Genomic DNA, 16,477 nt, shown 5'->3' with positions numbered 1-16,477 from the left:
TCACTTATTTTTAAATAATCTTTTGATTAAACACACACACGCATAAATTCTATATTTAATTTTAAACCACATTGATGTCGTTGAAATTAAGCCACCCGTTGAAGCATTCCCATCATGTCTTCTATAAAGAATGAGCTTATTATTTAAAATCTTATGTTTATAAAAACAAGATCCAACTAAAAACAACCAATTATCATGAGTACATAATTCTCTATTTGGAGGAAAAGGAAGTGCTTTTTTTAATATATCGGAACGAAAAGCTAGGCAACAACCTAAATAACTAAATTTAACAATATTACCTAAACAAGATTTTTTGGGATTTCTTAACTCAAAATACGAATCTGAAATTATTTCATTTTCACTATTTATTATTTTACAATCTGAAATAACAAGATCATAGTTCTTGAGTTCTTCCAAACAAACTTCAACTTTATTATGTACCCAAATATCATCTTGATCACTTAAAAACACAATATCTCCTGCAACTTGTTTAAGAGCGTTTTCAAAGTTACTAGTGTAACCTTTTTCTTTATTTAAAAAAAATATTATTCTTGAATCTGAAATTTGCTTTATAATTTCGACAGTATTATCAGTCGAATTATCATCTGAGATTATAAGTTCATCATCAATTGAAAGCTGAACTAAAATTGATTCAATTTGTTCTTTAATATATTTTTCGCCATTATAGGTTGCAATACAAACTGATACCATATATTTATTTTTCAAAAAACTCTTTAATTGCTTTTGATATATACACAATTTGAGCTTCGCTCAACTCTGGATACATTGGTAATGAAAGAATTTGATTTTGATATAAATTTGCAATAGGAAAATCATCTGGACTATATTTCAAATATTTATAGGCTTCCATATTATGCAAAGCAACAGGATAATGAACTGCTGTTTCAATATTTTTTGATTTTAAAAAAGCTGCTAATTCCTCTCTTTCTTTTGTTCTAATTACATATAAATGAAACGAATGCTTAGATTCTGGTCTAACAACTGGCAAAATAATATCTTTTATTTCTCCCAAATATTTATTATACAAATTAGCATTAGTTATTCTGTTGTCTGTCCAAGATAATATATGAGGAAGTTTTGCAGTTAATATGGCAGCTTGAATACCATCCATTCTACTATTAATACCCTCAATAATATGATTATGCTTTTTTAATGCTCCATGCCTAGCAAACATTCTACATTTTAAAGCAAGTTTATCATCATTTGTTATTATACATCCTGCATCTCCATACGCTCCTAAATTTTTACCTGGATAAAACGAAAACGATCCAGCAACACCAATTGTACCCGCTCTATTTCCTTTATATTCGGAAAAATGAGATTGGGCACAATCTTCAATTACTGAAATGCCATATTTATTTGCAATGCTCATTATCTTATCCATATCACACATCTGACCTTGTAAATGAACGGGAATAATTGCTTTTGTTTTAGAAGTAATGGCAGCTTCCAATAAATTTTCATCTATAGTATACAATATTGGATCAATCTCTACAAATACGGGTTTTGCTCCTGTTTGCGTAATTGTTTCGGATGAAGATATCCAACTATTTGCTACTGTTATTACCTCATCATCATTTCCAATTTGAAGCATTTTCATTAAAATATACAACGAATCCGTTCCGTTAGCCACTGCCACACAATGCTTCACACCATACAAGGATGCGAATTTATTTTCAAATTCCTCAACATACTTTCCTCCAATAAATGCCGTTTCATTTATAACATTTTCAATAGCGCTATCAATATTTTCCTTTATAGAAATATATTGACTTTTTAAATCAACAAATGGTACTTTCATTAGTTACTATTTTTTAAAAGTTTTGCCGGATTACCAATATATACTCCTGGCTTAATTATATTTTTTGTTACTACTGCTCCTGCTCCTATTACAACGTCATCACAAATTTCTACAGGTAAAATAGTTGCATTACTACCTATTGAAACATTATTACCAACTTTAGTTTTTTTCCAAAGACTTTTGTCTCCCATTGCAGGCTTACCGTTTGTAAATAAATCATTAATAAATACTACTCCATGTCCTACAAAACAATTATCCCCAATCTCGACTAGTTCACAAATGAAAGTATGAGATTGAATTTTGCAATTATCCCCTATTTTAACATCTTTTTGTATTTCTACAAACGGCCCCACAAATGTATTATTACCAATGGTACATCCATATAAATTTACAGGGTTGACAACTTTAACTCCAGTCCCAAATATCACATCAGATTTTATTTGAGAATTAAAAATTAATGGTTCATTCATGAATTCAACTTTTTGGCTGATTTATAAATTTTTTCTATAATTTCAACAGTTTTTAATCCTTCAAAAGCATTGGTGGTAATTACACCGTCATTAGTTAAAACATCAACAAGATTTTCATATATTTTGTCATGATTAGACATTGATCCTTGATAAGCACCATAATTATTAGCTGTATTCCCTTCTGGTAGATTTTCTATCTTAAATCCTTCAATATTTTGATATTCTAATTCATTAAGATATTGTCCACCAATTTTAACTGTACCCTTTTCTCCAAAAATAGTTAAAGAACCTTCCATATTTTTACCATAACTATTTACAGTATAATTAATAGTTCCCAAAGCCCCATTATTAAATTCTAATGCAACAACACCCGTGTCTTCAAAATCTATAATGTTTTTGTGTGCAAAGTTCCCTGTGAGAGCATAAGCATTACGCACATCACCAATCATCCAATACAATAAATCAACGAAATGACTAAATTGAGTAAACAATGTACCTCCATCCATATCTTGGGTACCTTTCCACGAATCCTTGTAATAATCATCATTTCTATTCCAAAAACAACTTAATTGAACACTGTAAATCTTACCAAGTTTACCCTCATCTATAGCTTGTTTAACAGCCGCAACTGGAGGGTTAAAACGGTTCTGCTTTATTGCAAAAAGTCTTTTATTAGCTTTTTCTGCTACTTGAATCATGTCTCCACAATCGCTTACATTTATAGCCATTGGTTTTTCACAAATTACATGATAACCAGATTTTAAAGATAAAATACTATGATTAGAGTGTAAACCATTTGGAGAACAAACAGCAACAACATCAATATTAAGATCGTCTGAATTTAACATTTCTTCTATAGAGTAAAAGGCTTTTGCCTCATACTTTTCAGCTAATAAATCGGATTTTTCGTTATCAATATCACAAACTGCAACTAAATTACCATTATTATTAATATGCTCAGCATGTCGTTGAGCAATTCTTCCACATCCGATAATTGCAAAATTAATTTTTTCCATTTTAATTATTATTTTTTATTATTTCTATTATTTTTCAGACAATCTTTATACGAATTAACATATTTCTTAGCTATTATCTTTGAATCAAACATGGATTTACCAGTATTACTTATTTCCCTTCTATTTTTGGTTAATAACTGTTTGATTTCATCAAATAGCCCCTCATAAGAATTGGTAAGCTCATCTACTACTAAACCTATTCCATACTTTGAAACGATATCAACTGCTGCTCCAACGTTTTTATTAATTATTACAGGTAAACCACTCACCCAGTATTCTACAACTTTAGTTCCTAAACGTGTATCAGAATCTAACTGCAAAGGAAGAGCATGAAAACCAATATCAGATGCGGATAACCATTTATAGAGTTCTTTTGCATTAGATTCCGTAATATAAAAATGATCTTGAGGGATATTCGCCCTAATTAAAAGTTCTTCTATAGAATGTTTACTATCGCTAGATAAAAATAAAAATCTAAAATTATCGCTTAAATTTGAAAACAATACCAAAATATTAGACAACGCTTCTCTATTCAAACCACTAACTCCCAGACTCCCAGAATAAACTAAAATTATATTTTCTTGCCAACCTAATTTAGTTCTCATATTAATCCTTTCCTCTGCATCAAAATAAATTTCTTCTGTATTTACAATAATTGGGTTAAGATGAGTCACAGATGAAGGCTTAATACTATTGATATAAGAAACCATTGCTTCTGAAACTGCGCTATTAACTTTAGCAGTATGAATACAATAATTCTCCTGTTTGAGCCAAAATTTATATTCTCTTGAATTAAACTCTAATTTACCAGCAGCTACATTTTCTGCAGGATAAAGACTCCTTAAATCAAATAAAATTGGAGTATTATAAACTTTAGATGCTATTATAGTCGGCCAGTAACTTCGACAATGAATTATATCTCCTTTAACTTTAACAAATAATCTGCAAAATAATTCCAGCCATTTTAAAATTAAATTTGATTGTAAAACACTACTTAAAGCATATCGTAAAGGAGGCAATACTGGATAATACTTAATTTTAATCCTATTAGAAAGAGTTGACCGATACTCTTTTAATATTTTTTGATGTTTACTATATTTTAACGGACTATTAAGAATTAAAATCTCAAAAGTTACATCTGAATCAACTGCTAATATTGCGTTTAATTTATTGATGACCTGATTTCTGAATAAACCAGAACCTATATCTTCAATTGTAAAATATGTTATGTGCATTACTTAAAAAAAAATTAATTATATATTTTCATGTTTTTTTATTCTCTCCAGATTTAATATAATCCAAATCGTCGGCATCATAACTAATATGATTCTAAATTTAATATCCATTATAAAAATTAGAACAGTAAGAAATGCAACCCCAGTAATTGATTTATAAATTAATCTGAAATAATAAATATAAAGTAGTACAAAAAGAATAAAACCTATGTTCAATATAACAAATGACGGTCCTGAATCCACTACAGTAGGAATGACATTTGGCAATAAATAACTCGGAATATCATGAAATGGTTTTGTTGCCTCTTCATATAGTGTCAAGGGGCTTAACTGATACATCCCGTCTTGTTTCTCTGACCCATAATCTTCTAAAGAAAGTTTACTATTCCCAGGATCGTCCAATTGTAAAGTATCACGCAATAGCAAAAATGTATTGTAAAACAAAAGAATTCTATCATAAAACAATATCATTAAAACAATTCCGCTAATAAATAAAGATACAATTTTAGATAAAGTTACCTTCCTAAAAAAAATTATTGAAAAAAAAACTAAATACAATACAATCCCAAACCTTCCTGTAACCAACGTTGCACTAAAACCTAAAAATAGTTGAAAATACCCAAAAACATTAAACTTATAGTCATTACATCTATATTCTCCATATAAATATAAAACTGTAAAAAAGGAAATAAAATCATAACCAGAAAAAAGACCAGAAATTCTAAACTCAGAGACAAACGGTTTAGCCAAAATAATATTAAAAAAAACATTTAATGGCGGATAAACCGCGCAAAGAAGAATTACAACACAATGAATAATGAAAACCCTTTGTAGAATACTTCTAAGAAATTCATACGATGTATTTAATAGAAATTTTTCAAACACTACTAGTATTAATAAAAATCTAGGGATGTAAATTATAAAACGCAACAAATACTCATTTCCTGAATACAAATAAAATGGAAAAAGAATTAATGGAAAAACAATTGCTGGAAACAAATCAATTTTTCTAAATTTCAATTCTTTAAATTGAGTACAAAACAAAATTAAAATTATCGCATTACTTAATAATTCAGACCCCATTGTTAAGAGAAAAACTATCGTAAAGTAAAGTAAATATTTATTGCTATTTTTTCTAAATTTCAAAACTTATTATATGTTTAAGAATTATCATCTGATTTAGATCGATTTAATATAAACTTTAGTGTTTTTTTAATTTTAGGCAAATGTCTACTTTTAAGAATTTTCCCGTAGTACGATGGATAATCATAATACGTTTTTATAGGACGATTCATAATTTCTTCAAATTCTTCTGGAGTGATTTTAAATTTTTTAATCAAATATTCTCTATCGTCTAATTGCTCCTGAATTGGATAAGGAGGTTGCTCTAATTCTTTTAATGCCTCTTCACGAGTAACAACTCCGGCACAAATAAGACTCGACAAATGCATCTTTCTTTTATCGTAACCAAATTTTTGAGGTAGAATATATCCTTGAAAAAACTTTGTGTAAATCGACTCATAATGCTTACCTCCGTAATCTTTCCAATTTAATTTTTCAGTTATAATTCTTTTAGCCTCATTTTTATCGTAATCAATATAATTTAATATATTAATCCATTTTTTTGAAAAAACATCTTCAAAAATAGTTAATCTATTTCCGTGAGGAAAAGTCTTAATCTTCTTAGTACCAAACATTTTTTGAATACCTTTAATATATCCAAAATCTGAATGTCCTTGAGACCAACTTAAAGCATGATGACTCTCCGTTTTTATATTAATACCGTTTATGACATGCTTTATTTTATGTTTTTTGGCTACCTGTCTTAATACAGAAAATATCGCATGATCTGAAGGAACTTCTGAATCAGGTGTTGAAGATCTTAAAAAGGATAGCTGTATTTCTTTAAACTCCTCCCAATCTATCACATGCGTGTATAAATCTATATCCAGTTTCTTAACTATATTCTCCATATTAACAACCGATAATTCAGAATTCCACCCATTATCCAAATGAACAGCAAGTGGACGTAATCCGAATTTTTCTTTCACTAAATAAGCAACATATGTACTATCAACGCCTCCACTCAGTCCAATAATGCAATCATAATCATTAGATTGTCCATCTCTTTTTATTTGCTCAATTAATTCATTCAAAATTTCTTGAGCTTCCTTTCCTTTAGGAAGTTGACCCATTTGTTTATCATAATGTGTACAATGATTACAAACCCCAACCTCGTCAAAAGTAATATCAGGATCAGTTGTGTCCATCACACATTTAGTACATATTCTATATTTTTCACTCATGATTTTATTCTTATAAAAATTTATCGAATTACCAAATTTCTTTTCTATTTGGATAAGTAATTAAAACTGCTTTATGCTTTCCATGAAAGACAAACATACTCCCTGCCGCAACAGCAGAAGCACCGCTTTCAATAGCATTAGAGAAATCTGAGACTTTCCCTGCGCCACCCGAAGCAACAACCGGAATGGAAACAAGCTTACTTACTTGTTCTATCAGTGTACAATCATAACCAAGCATAGTACCATCCCTGTCAATGGAGTTAATTAATATTTCGCCAGCGCCTAATTTTTCCATTTGCAAAAGGGCATCATTAAGACCAATTCTCAACTTCTTTGAGCCTCCATTTGTCCATATCTCATACTTGCCAAAAAAATTCTTCTTAACATCAATAGAAATCACTATTGTTGAACTACCAAATAAAAGCACTGCTTCTTTTACAAATTTTGGGTTCTCAAAAGCAAAACTGTTAATACAAATTTTTTCAACTCCTAGCCGCAATATTCTCCGAATGGAATCTATATCGTTTATTCCGCCGCCGTAACAAAGTGGCATAAAACACTCTGAAGCAATTTTTGATATTAAATCATAATCGATGGTTTTTTTTCCTCTAGAAACTAATATATCAAGAAATATTAATTCATCAACTTCCTTGTCATTAAAAATGCGAATTGCATTAATAGGATCGCCAATGTATTTAGCACCTTTAAACTTTGTAGTTTTAACAAGACCATCATTTTGTAAGAGTAAGATTGGAATAACACGAGGTTTTAACATATTATATTTTAGCAAAGTTAGACAACATCTTCAATCCAAATTTATGGCTCTTCTCAGGATGAAACTGGACTCCATATATATTATTTTTTTGAAATCCACTTGTAAATGGAATCCCATAAACCGTTTTTGCAATCTCAAATTCTGGATTATTCAACTCTACATAATAAGAATGAACATGATAATATCTTATATCTTCTAAATTTTCAAAATCTTCAAATAATGGCGAACTAAATTTTGGCAACACTTCATTCCAACCCATGTGTGGCACTTTCATGCTTTGCTCTTCAAACTTGAAACGCTTAACATCTGCATCAATCCAATTCAACCCAGTACAATTTCCTTCCTCACTGCGTTTTGCCATCAACTGCATTCCTAAGCAAATTCCTAAAACTGGAATTTTTTCAATAATTACTTTTTGGTTCAAAATTGGTAACCAACCATTTTCATTAAGTACTCTCATCCCTTCTTCAAAATGACCAACACCTGGCAATATGATTTTATCAACTTTATCCAAACTCTGTGGCGTATCAATAATCTCTGATTGAACACCAATTTTATTCAACATATTTTTTATTGAACCAATATTTCCTAACCCGTAATTAACTATACCAATCATATAAAAGTATTTCTAAATTTCGAAATTTTCAAACAAAAACTAATTTGCTTTTAAAAGAGTATTTATGTTTTCTGAATAGTTGTCAGCATATAATAAATCGCATTTAAGTTCTATGTCTTTCAACCATTTAATTCTAAACTCAGAATCCGATAAAAAAATATTTATGGATTTTTCCAAACTTTCTAAATCTGAAATTTCTAAAATTGAATTTTTGATATACTTATTTATAATATTTGTACTTATGCTTGATATTATACTTGAACCGCTATGGCTGTCCAAAATACTAAAAACTGGCTTCTTAAGGGCAATCGATTCAATTAGACTAGCGGAATCAAAGCCTAAAACCAAATCAGAATCACATATTTCACTATAAATATCAACATTCATTGGTAAAACAAAAAAATTATTGTTTTTAGTACAAAAATCCATATACCAAGCAATATTTATTTCATTTTCAACTGGATGTAATTTGATATAATACTTACACCCATCATTTAGTTTAAAATCAGAGATGTATTGCAAAATAACTTTTGATTCTTCTATTTTTGTCCATTGAGTTGGAAATAAAATTCTAACATAGTCAGAGACATTACTATTTCTGGATAACTTTTTCATGTCTGACAATCGAAATTTACCGATACAGGTGATATCAGTATCTGCCCAAAAACCATGTTCCATAATTATTTCCTTAAAAAAATCTCCATAAACAAGGATATGATTTGGTAAAGGAATATTATTTTTATATATATTTAAGTTATTTGAAATAACATAATCAGGCTTAAATTCCTCAATAAACCCATGCTGTAATTCATACACAATAATATTCATTTTTCTTGCCGCAGCTATTTTTCCAGCACATAATTGATCCGATGTTATTATGCATTTTGGACTTAATAAAAAATAAACTAATCTGTATATAAAGTATTCTGAAATAAATTGATAATAGATATGTTCAACAAAACCATTAAAATCAGTTCCCGAATAGTTGAATTTTTCTCTATAAAATCCCTCAAGAGTTTCCTCTAATGAAACAGATTTGTTTTTAAATCTTTTAAAAAAACGAAGAACCTTATTTAATAAGTATATAAAAGCACGAAGAATATCTTCATTCAAATCATATTTAAATTTTGAATCTTTAGAAAAATTTCCATTCGTTGATCTTTCTATATATAAAACATTATCTCTTCCAATTACGCTAACTATTTCATCAAAAGTCACATTAACCCTTTCATTTTTGTCATTCACATAGATTTTTTCAAAATCATACGGAAAAACTATATATTTCCTTTTTTTTTGAAAAAAAATCATAAAAAAAGACCAAATAAACACAAAAACATCAAAATAACGTATCTTGCTCTTAGATTGATTTATTTGAGACTTAGATTTTTCCAAGTCACCTAAAATTTTATAATAAAGATTAAATTTAATAAGAGGCCAGATAATCCACTCTTTATATTGTATAGTACATACGTTTTGAACATTGGAAATTTCAAATTCAAACAAACTTTTACCTATTAACCCACTACTAAACTTAGCATTACTTTTCAAAATCAAAAATTTTAGCATTAATAACTCTAGCTAATTCCCGATTTCCTACAACATTCAAATGGTGAAAATCAGACATCACCAAACCTTTTTCAAAATTCGATAATTCAACAGTATTAAAATATTTTTTAAGTTTCTGGTTGTATATCTCAATATTTCTCATAATACCTGGCAATTGCAATTCATAATCGATAGAAGCAGGCAAAATTTCAATTGTAATAATTTTACAATTCAAATCTCGAAAACTACTCAGATATCTCTCAAAATCAGTTAGTGAAGTTTTCTGAATACCTCTATTCTTTCTTAAATAATTAATCACTTTCTTGTTTAATATTTTATTTGAGATAAATCTGAAAAGCGAATTAGAATTCAATAAGGCATTTTCAAATTTTTTAAATGCTCTAGGGGCACAATCAACAATACCACATTGCAATATAATAAGATCTGCTTCGAATTGCTTATGATAATCATACTGATTAAACAAGACATCTATTGTTGCGCCTCCCAATGATACTTGATCAAAATGAAATTTTGGAAAATTAGATTTAACTATCTGTATCCAACATTCTTCAAAACGAACAAGTTCAGGAGAATCCCTTGGAAGACCCAACGAATCCGTTAGAAATAGAATTCGCATAGTTATCTAATTTAAATTTTGAATATTCACCTTTTGATTTTTATATAACATTAAATTTATAAAAATAAGTAGTCCCATAAATAATATTTTGTAATAAATAGGAAGATGATTTGATATTAATAATAATATTGTCATTAAAACAATTAGTGATAACCAAATTTTAGGATTTACTAATTTTTTTAATTCCAGATTGAAATCATTTAAATAAAACCCCATAAAACCTATATACATTAATGCAATAAATGTACTGATAGCCGCAGCTATTATCCCAAAAAATGGAATAAAAATAAAATTCAATATGACATTAATCACCCCTCCAACAAATGAAATTTTTAATAATTTTTTTGTTTTCCCTTCAATTGAAAGCTGCATATTTGAAGCCATATACATAGGCTTGTAATTATAACCCATAATAATCAAAATCCCTATTGTTGAAATATTAGAATATTCAACATTCTTAATCATCAAAAATAAAATCTCATTCAGCCATAAACAAACAATAAATGTTGCATTTAAAAACAGTACTTGCAAAAAAAATGTTAGTGTTCTTACTTTTAAATATTCGTTTTCAACAAAATACCTAATATAGTAAGTACTTGAAGAAAAAGAAATAACATTTTCTAACATCGAAAAATAAGACCCAAACATGTAAGCAACATTATACTTACCTATCTCATTAATATCTACTTTCAACACATCCATTACCAACCTGTCTGAAGTATTGAGTAAATATGAAGAATAATTATGAGGAATCATCGGAAGCCCAATACCCAAATAGTATCTTAAAGACTTTTTCTTAAATCGAAATAATGGTATTAGTTTTTCTTTTAAAAAAAGTACATATGAATAATGCAGGCAACTTATAAATGAAGCAATAGCAATTCCTAAAACCCACCCAATATAACCAGACTTGAAATAAACAATAAAAATAAAACTAACAATTGCAGAAACTGTCCCACTAATAATTGCATTTATTGCAATAGGTAATGGTTTTTCAAGAGTTCGAAAAAATGCTATACCGATTGAATTAATATTTTCGAAAAATAAAGCGGGAATAAAAAAAAGAAATGCAACTAAAATTGAATGCTTACTATCCCATCTGTTTATAAGAAAATAAGTAATGGATCCAATAATGAGAGAATAAAAGAAAGACCAAACAAAAAGGATTCCAATTAAATTTCTCCATATTAAAGTATAAGTTTTTGTTTTTTTATAAAATGAGTTATAAAACAAAAGATTTAAACCCAAATCTTTTATTAACTGAACAGAACCAATATAAGATATAATCAATCCATATACACCAAAGTCAAATGAAGACAAAAAAGGCGTCACTATAGGTAAGGTTACTAAAACAATTAGCTTTGGGATTTGAGGTCCAAGGGCATAAATAAAACTATGTAAAAAGAACTTTTTAATCATTATAAAAGTCGGCATTTAAGAGATCCAAAATTATTAGTGTAGAATATTCTCTGACTTTAATCATTATTTTGATAAGATTATTAAATATTGCATCATTATTTTTTTATTGATTGGTATGATAAATAGAAAACATTATCAATATTTATTTTGTTTTTCAAAATAAGTTGGTATTATCCAAAAGATTTGAATTTGACTAATCATTATATGCAATCCATTATAATTTGTTGCCTTTGTAATTTCTATTTAAGAAATACAATACACTTTTGTAGTTGGAACATAGCTTTTAGACTTGGCGGTGTTGTTATTGTTTTTTTTCTAATGTGTTAATCCAGCATTTCTAGAAATGAATTTACTAAATAATCGACTATTTTAAAAGTATAAAATTATTTAACTTTACCTCACCATTGACTCCTACCGCACGAACTAACTTTTTCTTTTTACTGTATTACCTTCTTCATATCTACCTACAATTGCGTCAACTTAAACTTTTCCTTAGATCTCATCGCCTCTCAAACTATGAATAAACAATCTTGGATTCTTTAGTGAATTCGAAAAAGAACGACATCGGAGATACATAAGGATTTTTAGCAATACCCTTTTCACCTTTTTAATAAGACACTTGGACTAACCAATTTTCTATTGCTTAAATTTCACATGTTCTTGAAGAAGCCTTATAAGTTTGACTATTTGTTTGCTCATATCTTCTGCAAACGTAGCCTGCTTTTCATTTGATTTCAGACAGGTATTTTTTTTAAACTTTATTTATTTTAACGTGTTCAGCAAACACTTTTAAATTTTACCCTCTAAAAATTTAAGCCAATTCCTAATTATTTGAACTTAAAAAATCTAAAATTACATGCTGAAGCCAAAATAATTATTTCCTTACACTATTAACTAATAACCACCTATTTCCTCATAAATGCCAATAGCCTTTATTTGTTCATCAATTGAAACAAAATCAAAAAAATCTGAATTTAAAAAAGCTTGAGTTTGCATCAATAAGCCTGGTTTAAAAGTTATATCTAATTGATCATCTAATAAAATTTCACATATATTTATCGAACCCTTTTTTTGTTCAAAAAGCTTTTCCATTGGTTTCAAATAAAACCTTCTCTTCTTTGTAAATATTTCAATTGACCACCTCCCAGCACTAGACCAATCAGTATTGTAAGAAAATGGTATATTTTTTTCTGAGACACCTGAACCAGTAAATACTGAACCACTTGGGTGCCAAATAATTTCATCAAGCCCACTTACTGTTGTATTTAAATCTTTCGGAAAACCTATAAGATGAAAAACAGTATCAATCACGTGAGAAGAGTTCGAAATAATCCATTTTCTAAGAGTTTCGTTGTCATAAATTGAAGGATCAATTGTATGAATCCATTCAGTAAATTCAAAATGACAGTTAGTAATACCATCATCAATTGCAACCTGCTTTTTTAATTCACTAATCGAAGAATAAAAACGTCTATTATAGGCAATATAAACATTAGAAGATATGTTTTCAGCATAATTTTTTAATTCCTTTAACCCATCAATAAATAAATCACCTGGCTTCTCAATTAATAAATTTTTAACACCAGCTTTTAACAAAGCTAAAGAAACATCTCTCAAACTACTTACGTTCACAGTATTAATTACAAACTCAGGCAATTCATTTACTTTACTCAAGTAATCATCTAAACCTTCTGTATAGTAGGAATAATCCGTAAAATCTTTTTTTAACAAATTAATTTTACCCTCACTACGACTAACAACAGTTACATCACAATTTAAATGTTTTAATACTTTCAAATATTCACTTGCCATAAATCCGGCACCAATCAATAAAACCTTATGTACGTTCATAAATTTAAGTTATAGGACATAAATCACTTTTAGACAATCCAAATACTTGATTTAGAATTGCAAAAAATTGTGTATGACAATTTTTTGTTGCTTGAACAGTCGGTAAAATTATATTACCTTCTAATACATCATTTACAATTATATTAGTCAACTCACTAGTGTACTTTATAACGAAATCAGTACTTTTCAGAGACAAATCCGCTGACAACTCTATGTGCTTTAATGATTCTTCATTAAGAATATGAGTGTTTCCTCCTTGGGTAATGATGATTTCAACCCCTCCTGTTTTATTAACATCTGAATTAATTAAGAGATTATTACCTTTTAAAGTCCCCCAAGCTAATTGTCCACTAACTTCTTTATACATATCACCTCTTCTATTTATAGAATTTAATAAAACTAAATTTGATGATTTTACAGATGAAAACTCATCACTCAAAAATTCAAAAAGATCAACATAATGTAAAGCATTACATCCTAAACCAAAATCGGCACCAGAGACTATCATTTTAAAAGGCATGTTATCTAACATTTCTTTTTTTATTGTTTGATAATTGGGGAAGTATCTATTTACAAAGTTACAGTAAGCAACAGCGTCATAATCGTTCAACATTTTAATTACGATATCAAACTGCTTCTCGGACTGAAAAACAACCTTCTCAAGTAAGAATTTTTTAATACCGCCATCTAACAATTTTTTGACAATTTCGAACCTTGGATAAGCAGAGGTTGCTATAATAGCAAAATCAATTTCACAAGTCAAATCATCAATTATATCTATAAAAACTATTTTATTTTCCTCATCACCTATTTTTGATTTATTGATCTCAATTATTTCCTTATTGGGTTCTAAAACATATATATTGTCATCATTTTTTCTTTTTAATAAAGATTGTGCATGACGACAACCCATATTACCAAAGCCTACTACTAAAATATTCATATTTTACTTGTAAAAATTAATCATTCAATCCAGTTTCTGCCACATTATGCAGTAATTTCCATTTTCCATTTTCATCTTTCCCCCAAAGATGAGGCGATCTCCAACTATCAACCTGTTCTATAAAATATTCTTCCGTAATATCACAGTACTCTAGGAAGGTTTTAAAATATTTCTCTGGAAACTCACTATCAAATTTATTAACAAGTGCGACTCCTTCTTCTCTCAAAATATGACCGTCTCTTATTTCATGTGCAGTATCAGAAGTACATCTTCCTAAACCAAACTTAATAAATGCTAAATAATAATGAAATCCATCAATTTTATCATCTAAAGAGGCATACTTAGAATAAGTGGCTTCATTTCTTACAGGATTCGCTTCAAATCCTGTATTCTCAACACAGTAATAATAATTCTCTTGAGGTATCCATTTTTTATAATATCCATAAAAATGAATTTCAGCTTTTAATGCATCTAATTTTTCAATCGGAGGAGCCATATAGGGAACTAAATCATTCTCACTTACACCGTATTTAATTAAATCTTCTGGTCCCAAACCTGAAAAATAATGCTTTTTATGATCTCCTTTATAATCCCTAGTTGGGCTAAATGCGTTTTTCATATCTCCACCATATTCCACTTCTCCATTTTCACCATACATAATTAGCGGTATATCATGCTGAACGGCAATTTGTAAAGGGAAGTTGGTTTGTCCATATATAAACGGCTGAAATGGATCTCCTAATATCTCAAAAGATAATTTGGTCAATTTTTTATGGGTTGCCCCAGCAGGTGATCCAAGTATATTAGCTAAATCGCCAACTCTTATCATTTCATGCAAATTTTTAAATCCTATATCGGTATAAAGGTGTGGTGCCCAAGTTACAGTTAATGGATTCATTCCGTATTTATGCTTCAATTCATGAGCGATATAAGCTGCATCTTTACCGCCACTACATGGAACAACAACATCATATCTTCCATCATTTCTTCTATACCTATCCAACAGTGTCATTAATTCTCGCTCTCTTTCTGACCAGTCGATTTTATTCTGTTTAAATTCAGCAAAATTACACGCTGAACATACTCCTTTTTCATCAAATGTAATTCTTGGTCTTTGATTTGAAATTGTGCATTTAACACAAAACTTAATCTCTGTAGGCAAATTATAACGTTCTTGAGTGTTTTTATTTTCCATTTTATAGTTTTAAAAAATTTTTATATATTGTTAGTCCTTTTTCAGCGCTTTTTTCTGGATGAAATTGAAAGCCAAAAATATTTTCTTTTTGTACAGAAGTACAGTACTTTATGTCTTGATAATACGAAAAACTTAAAATATCTTTAGTATCACTTGGATTAGCATAATAGGAATGTATAAAATACATATAATCTTCTTCGGTAATCTCTTCTAATGGAGTACTCCTCCATTTATTTAAACTTTTCTCTTCAAATATTTTATTCCAACCAATTTGAGGAATTCTTATTTTTTTTTCATTAAAAGTAGAAGGGAATTTTTTGACATCACCATTTATAAGTCCTAATCCATTATTAATTCCAAATTCTTCACTGGTTTCAAAAAGTAATTGCATCCCTAAACATACACCCATCATATTCTTACCTTTTTTCACAAATTCTTTAATTGGTTCTATCAAATTTTTGTTAGCTAATTCATCCATGGCAACTTTAAAAGCTCCAACACCAGGTAATATTAATGAATCTGCATTTAATATAACTTTTTGGTCAGAAGAAATAATTGGGCTATATCCCAGATGAATACATGCTTGGTTTATACTATATAAATTTCCATGACCATAATCAATAATCACTACTTTTTTCTTATTCATA

At 28.7% G+C, this 16,477-nt stretch carries 16 protein-coding genes; all 16 read right to left on the bottom strand.

All coding sequences use genetic code 11. From position 1 onward, the window contains the following. Nucleotides 1–726 carry a glycosyltransferase family 2 protein gene (locus ACNQGX_RS11940; RefSeq protein ID WP_417976510.1) on the bottom strand — a complete coding sequence of 242 codons (726 nt, stop codon included), beginning with the start codon at nt 724–726 and terminating at the stop codon, nt 1–3. Further along, nucleotides 716–1,822, bottom strand: a complete 1,107-nt coding sequence (locus tag ACNQGX_RS11935) for a DegT/DnrJ/EryC1/StrS family aminotransferase (protein WP_417976508.1) — start codon at nt 1,820–1,822, stop codon at nt 716–718. Before ACNQGX_RS11935 ends, ACNQGX_RS11940 begins: the two co-directional genes overlap by 11 nt. Then, nucleotides 1,822–2,292: an acyltransferase gene (locus ACNQGX_RS11930; protein ID WP_417976506.1), complete on the bottom strand. Its 471-nt coding sequence runs from the start codon at nt 2,290–2,292 to the stop codon at nt 1,822–1,824. Before ACNQGX_RS11930 ends, ACNQGX_RS11935 begins: the two co-directional genes overlap by 1 nt. Then, the gene (locus ACNQGX_RS11925; protein ID WP_417976504.1) at nt 2,289–3,308 is read right to left on the bottom strand and encodes a Gfo/Idh/MocA family protein; all 1,020 of its coding nucleotides are present in this window, start codon (nt 3,306–3,308) and stop codon (nt 2,289–2,291) included. Before ACNQGX_RS11925 ends, ACNQGX_RS11930 begins: the two co-directional genes overlap by 4 nt. Nucleotides 3,309–3,316: 8 nt before the next feature. Continuing rightward, the gene (locus ACNQGX_RS11920; RefSeq protein ID WP_417976502.1) at nt 3,317–4,543 is read right to left on the bottom strand and encodes a glycosyltransferase; all 1,227 of its coding nucleotides are present in this window, start codon (nt 4,541–4,543) and stop codon (nt 3,317–3,319) included. Nucleotides 4,544–4,561: 18 nt separating this feature from the next. Then, nucleotides 4,562–4,963, bottom strand: a complete 402-nt coding sequence (locus tag ACNQGX_RS11915; protein WP_417976500.1) for a hypothetical protein — start codon at nt 4,961–4,963, stop codon at nt 4,562–4,564. 740 nt (nt 4,964–5,703) lie between these two features. Next, on the bottom strand, nt 5,704–6,849 hold the full coding sequence (locus ACNQGX_RS11910) for an N-acetyl sugar amidotransferase (protein WP_417976498.1): 1,146 nt from the start codon (nt 6,847–6,849) through the stop codon (nt 5,704–5,706). A gap of 28 nt (nt 6,850–6,877) precedes the next feature. Then, nucleotides 6,878–7,624 (bottom strand): AglZ/HisF2 family acetamidino modification protein, encoded by a 747-nt coding sequence (locus ACNQGX_RS11905; protein ID WP_417976496.1) that lies wholly within the window; start codon nt 7,622–7,624, stop codon nt 6,878–6,880. 1 nt (nt 7,625) lies between these two features. Beyond that, nucleotides 7,626–8,240 carry an imidazole glycerol phosphate synthase subunit HisH gene (gene hisH / locus ACNQGX_RS11900; RefSeq protein ID WP_417976494.1) on the bottom strand — a complete coding sequence of 205 codons (615 nt, stop codon included), beginning with the start codon at nt 8,238–8,240 and terminating at the stop codon, nt 7,626–7,628. A gap of 39 nt (nt 8,241–8,279) precedes the next feature. After that, on the bottom strand, nt 8,280–9,788 hold the full coding sequence (locus ACNQGX_RS11895) for a hypothetical protein (RefSeq protein WP_417976492.1): 1,509 nt from the start codon (nt 9,786–9,788) through the stop codon (nt 8,280–8,282). Beyond that, nucleotides 9,778–10,422: a hypothetical protein gene (locus tag ACNQGX_RS11890; RefSeq protein ID WP_417976490.1), complete on the bottom strand. Its 645-nt coding sequence runs from the start codon at nt 10,420–10,422 to the stop codon at nt 9,778–9,780. The genes ACNQGX_RS11895 and ACNQGX_RS11890 overlap by 11 nt, the downstream gene beginning before the upstream one ends. 6 nt (nt 10,423–10,428) lie before the next feature. Further along, the gene (locus ACNQGX_RS11885) at nt 10,429–11,841 is read right to left on the bottom strand and encodes an oligosaccharide flippase family protein (protein WP_417976488.1); all 1,413 of its coding nucleotides are present in this window, start codon (nt 11,839–11,841) and stop codon (nt 10,429–10,431) included. An 894-nt stretch (nt 11,842–12,735) separates the two neighbouring features. Continuing rightward, complete coding sequence (locus ACNQGX_RS11880; protein ID WP_417976486.1) at nt 12,736–13,692, bottom strand: NAD-binding protein; 957 nt, start codon at nt 13,690–13,692, stop codon at nt 12,736–12,738. Nucleotides 13,693–13,696: 4 nt separating this feature from the next. After that, a complete protein-coding gene (locus ACNQGX_RS11875) occupies nt 13,697–14,635 on the bottom strand; it encodes a Gfo/Idh/MocA family oxidoreductase (protein ID WP_417976484.1) in 939 nt (312 codons plus the stop codon). A gap of 16 nt (nt 14,636–14,651) precedes the next feature. Further along, the gene (locus tag ACNQGX_RS11870; RefSeq protein WP_417976482.1) at nt 14,652–15,830 is read right to left on the bottom strand and encodes an N-acetyl sugar amidotransferase; all 1,179 of its coding nucleotides are present in this window, start codon (nt 15,828–15,830) and stop codon (nt 14,652–14,654) included. 1 nt (nt 15,831) lies between these two features. Further along, nucleotides 15,832–16,476 (bottom strand): imidazole glycerol phosphate synthase subunit HisH, encoded by a 645-nt coding sequence (hisH, locus tag ACNQGX_RS11865; protein ID WP_417976480.1) that lies wholly within the window; start codon nt 16,474–16,476, stop codon nt 15,832–15,834. Nucleotide 16,477 lies beyond the last annotated feature (1 nt).

It is taken from the genome of Flavobacterium glycogeni, from assembly GCF_048286775.1.
GTDB lineage: Bacteria > Bacteroidota > Bacteroidia > Flavobacteriales > Flavobacteriaceae > Flavobacterium.
Note: the sequence above shows the minus strand (reverse complement) of the source record. Positions and strands in the feature narration are given on the sequence as shown.

What these genes read in the sequence shown, in the direction of transcription:
- ACNQGX_RS11920 (WP_417976502.1), bottom strand. Translation starts at nt 4,543, where the DNA reads ATGCACATAACATATTTTACAATTGAAGATATAGGTTCTGGTTTATTC.
- ACNQGX_RS11890 (WP_417976490.1), bottom strand. Translation starts at nt 10,422, where the DNA reads ATGCGAATTCTATTTCTAACGGATTCGTTGGGTCTTCCAAGGGATTCT.
- hisH (WP_417976494.1), bottom strand. Translation starts at nt 8,240, where the DNA reads ATGATTGGTATAGTTAATTACGGGTTAGGAAATATTGGTTCAATAAAA.
- ACNQGX_RS11910 (WP_417976498.1), bottom strand. Translation starts at nt 6,849, where the DNA reads ATGAGTGAAAAATATAGAATATGTACTAAATGTGTGATGGACACAACT.
- ACNQGX_RS11875 (WP_417976484.1), bottom strand. Translation starts at nt 14,635, where the DNA reads ATGAATATTTTAGTAGTAGGCTTTGGTAATATGGGTTGTCGTCATGCA.
- ACNQGX_RS11905 (WP_417976496.1), bottom strand. Translation starts at nt 7,624, where the DNA reads ATGTTAAAACCTCGTGTTATTCCAATCTTACTCTTACAAAATGATGGT.
- ACNQGX_RS11880 (WP_417976486.1), bottom strand. Translation starts at nt 13,692, where the DNA reads ATGAACGTACATAAGGTTTTATTGATTGGTGCCGGATTTATGGCAAGT.
- hisH (WP_417976480.1), bottom strand. Translation starts at nt 16,476, where the DNA reads ATGAATAAGAAAAAAGTAGTGATTATTGATTATGGTCATGGAAATTTA.
- ACNQGX_RS11935 (WP_417976508.1), bottom strand. Translation starts at nt 1,822, where the DNA reads ATGAAAGTACCATTTGTTGATTTAAAAAGTCAATATATTTCTATAAAG.
- ACNQGX_RS11885 (WP_417976488.1), bottom strand. Translation starts at nt 11,841, where the DNA reads ATGATTAAAAAGTTCTTTTTACATAGTTTTATTTATGCCCTTGGACCT.
- ACNQGX_RS11870 (WP_417976482.1), bottom strand. Translation starts at nt 15,830, where the DNA reads ATGGAAAATAAAAACACTCAAGAACGTTATAATTTGCCTACAGAGATT.
- ACNQGX_RS11930 (WP_417976506.1), bottom strand. Translation starts at nt 2,292, where the DNA reads ATGAATGAACCATTAATTTTTAATTCTCAAATAAAATCTGATGTGATA.
- ACNQGX_RS11925 (WP_417976504.1), bottom strand. Translation starts at nt 3,308, where the DNA reads ATGGAAAAAATTAATTTTGCAATTATCGGATGTGGAAGAATTGCTCAA.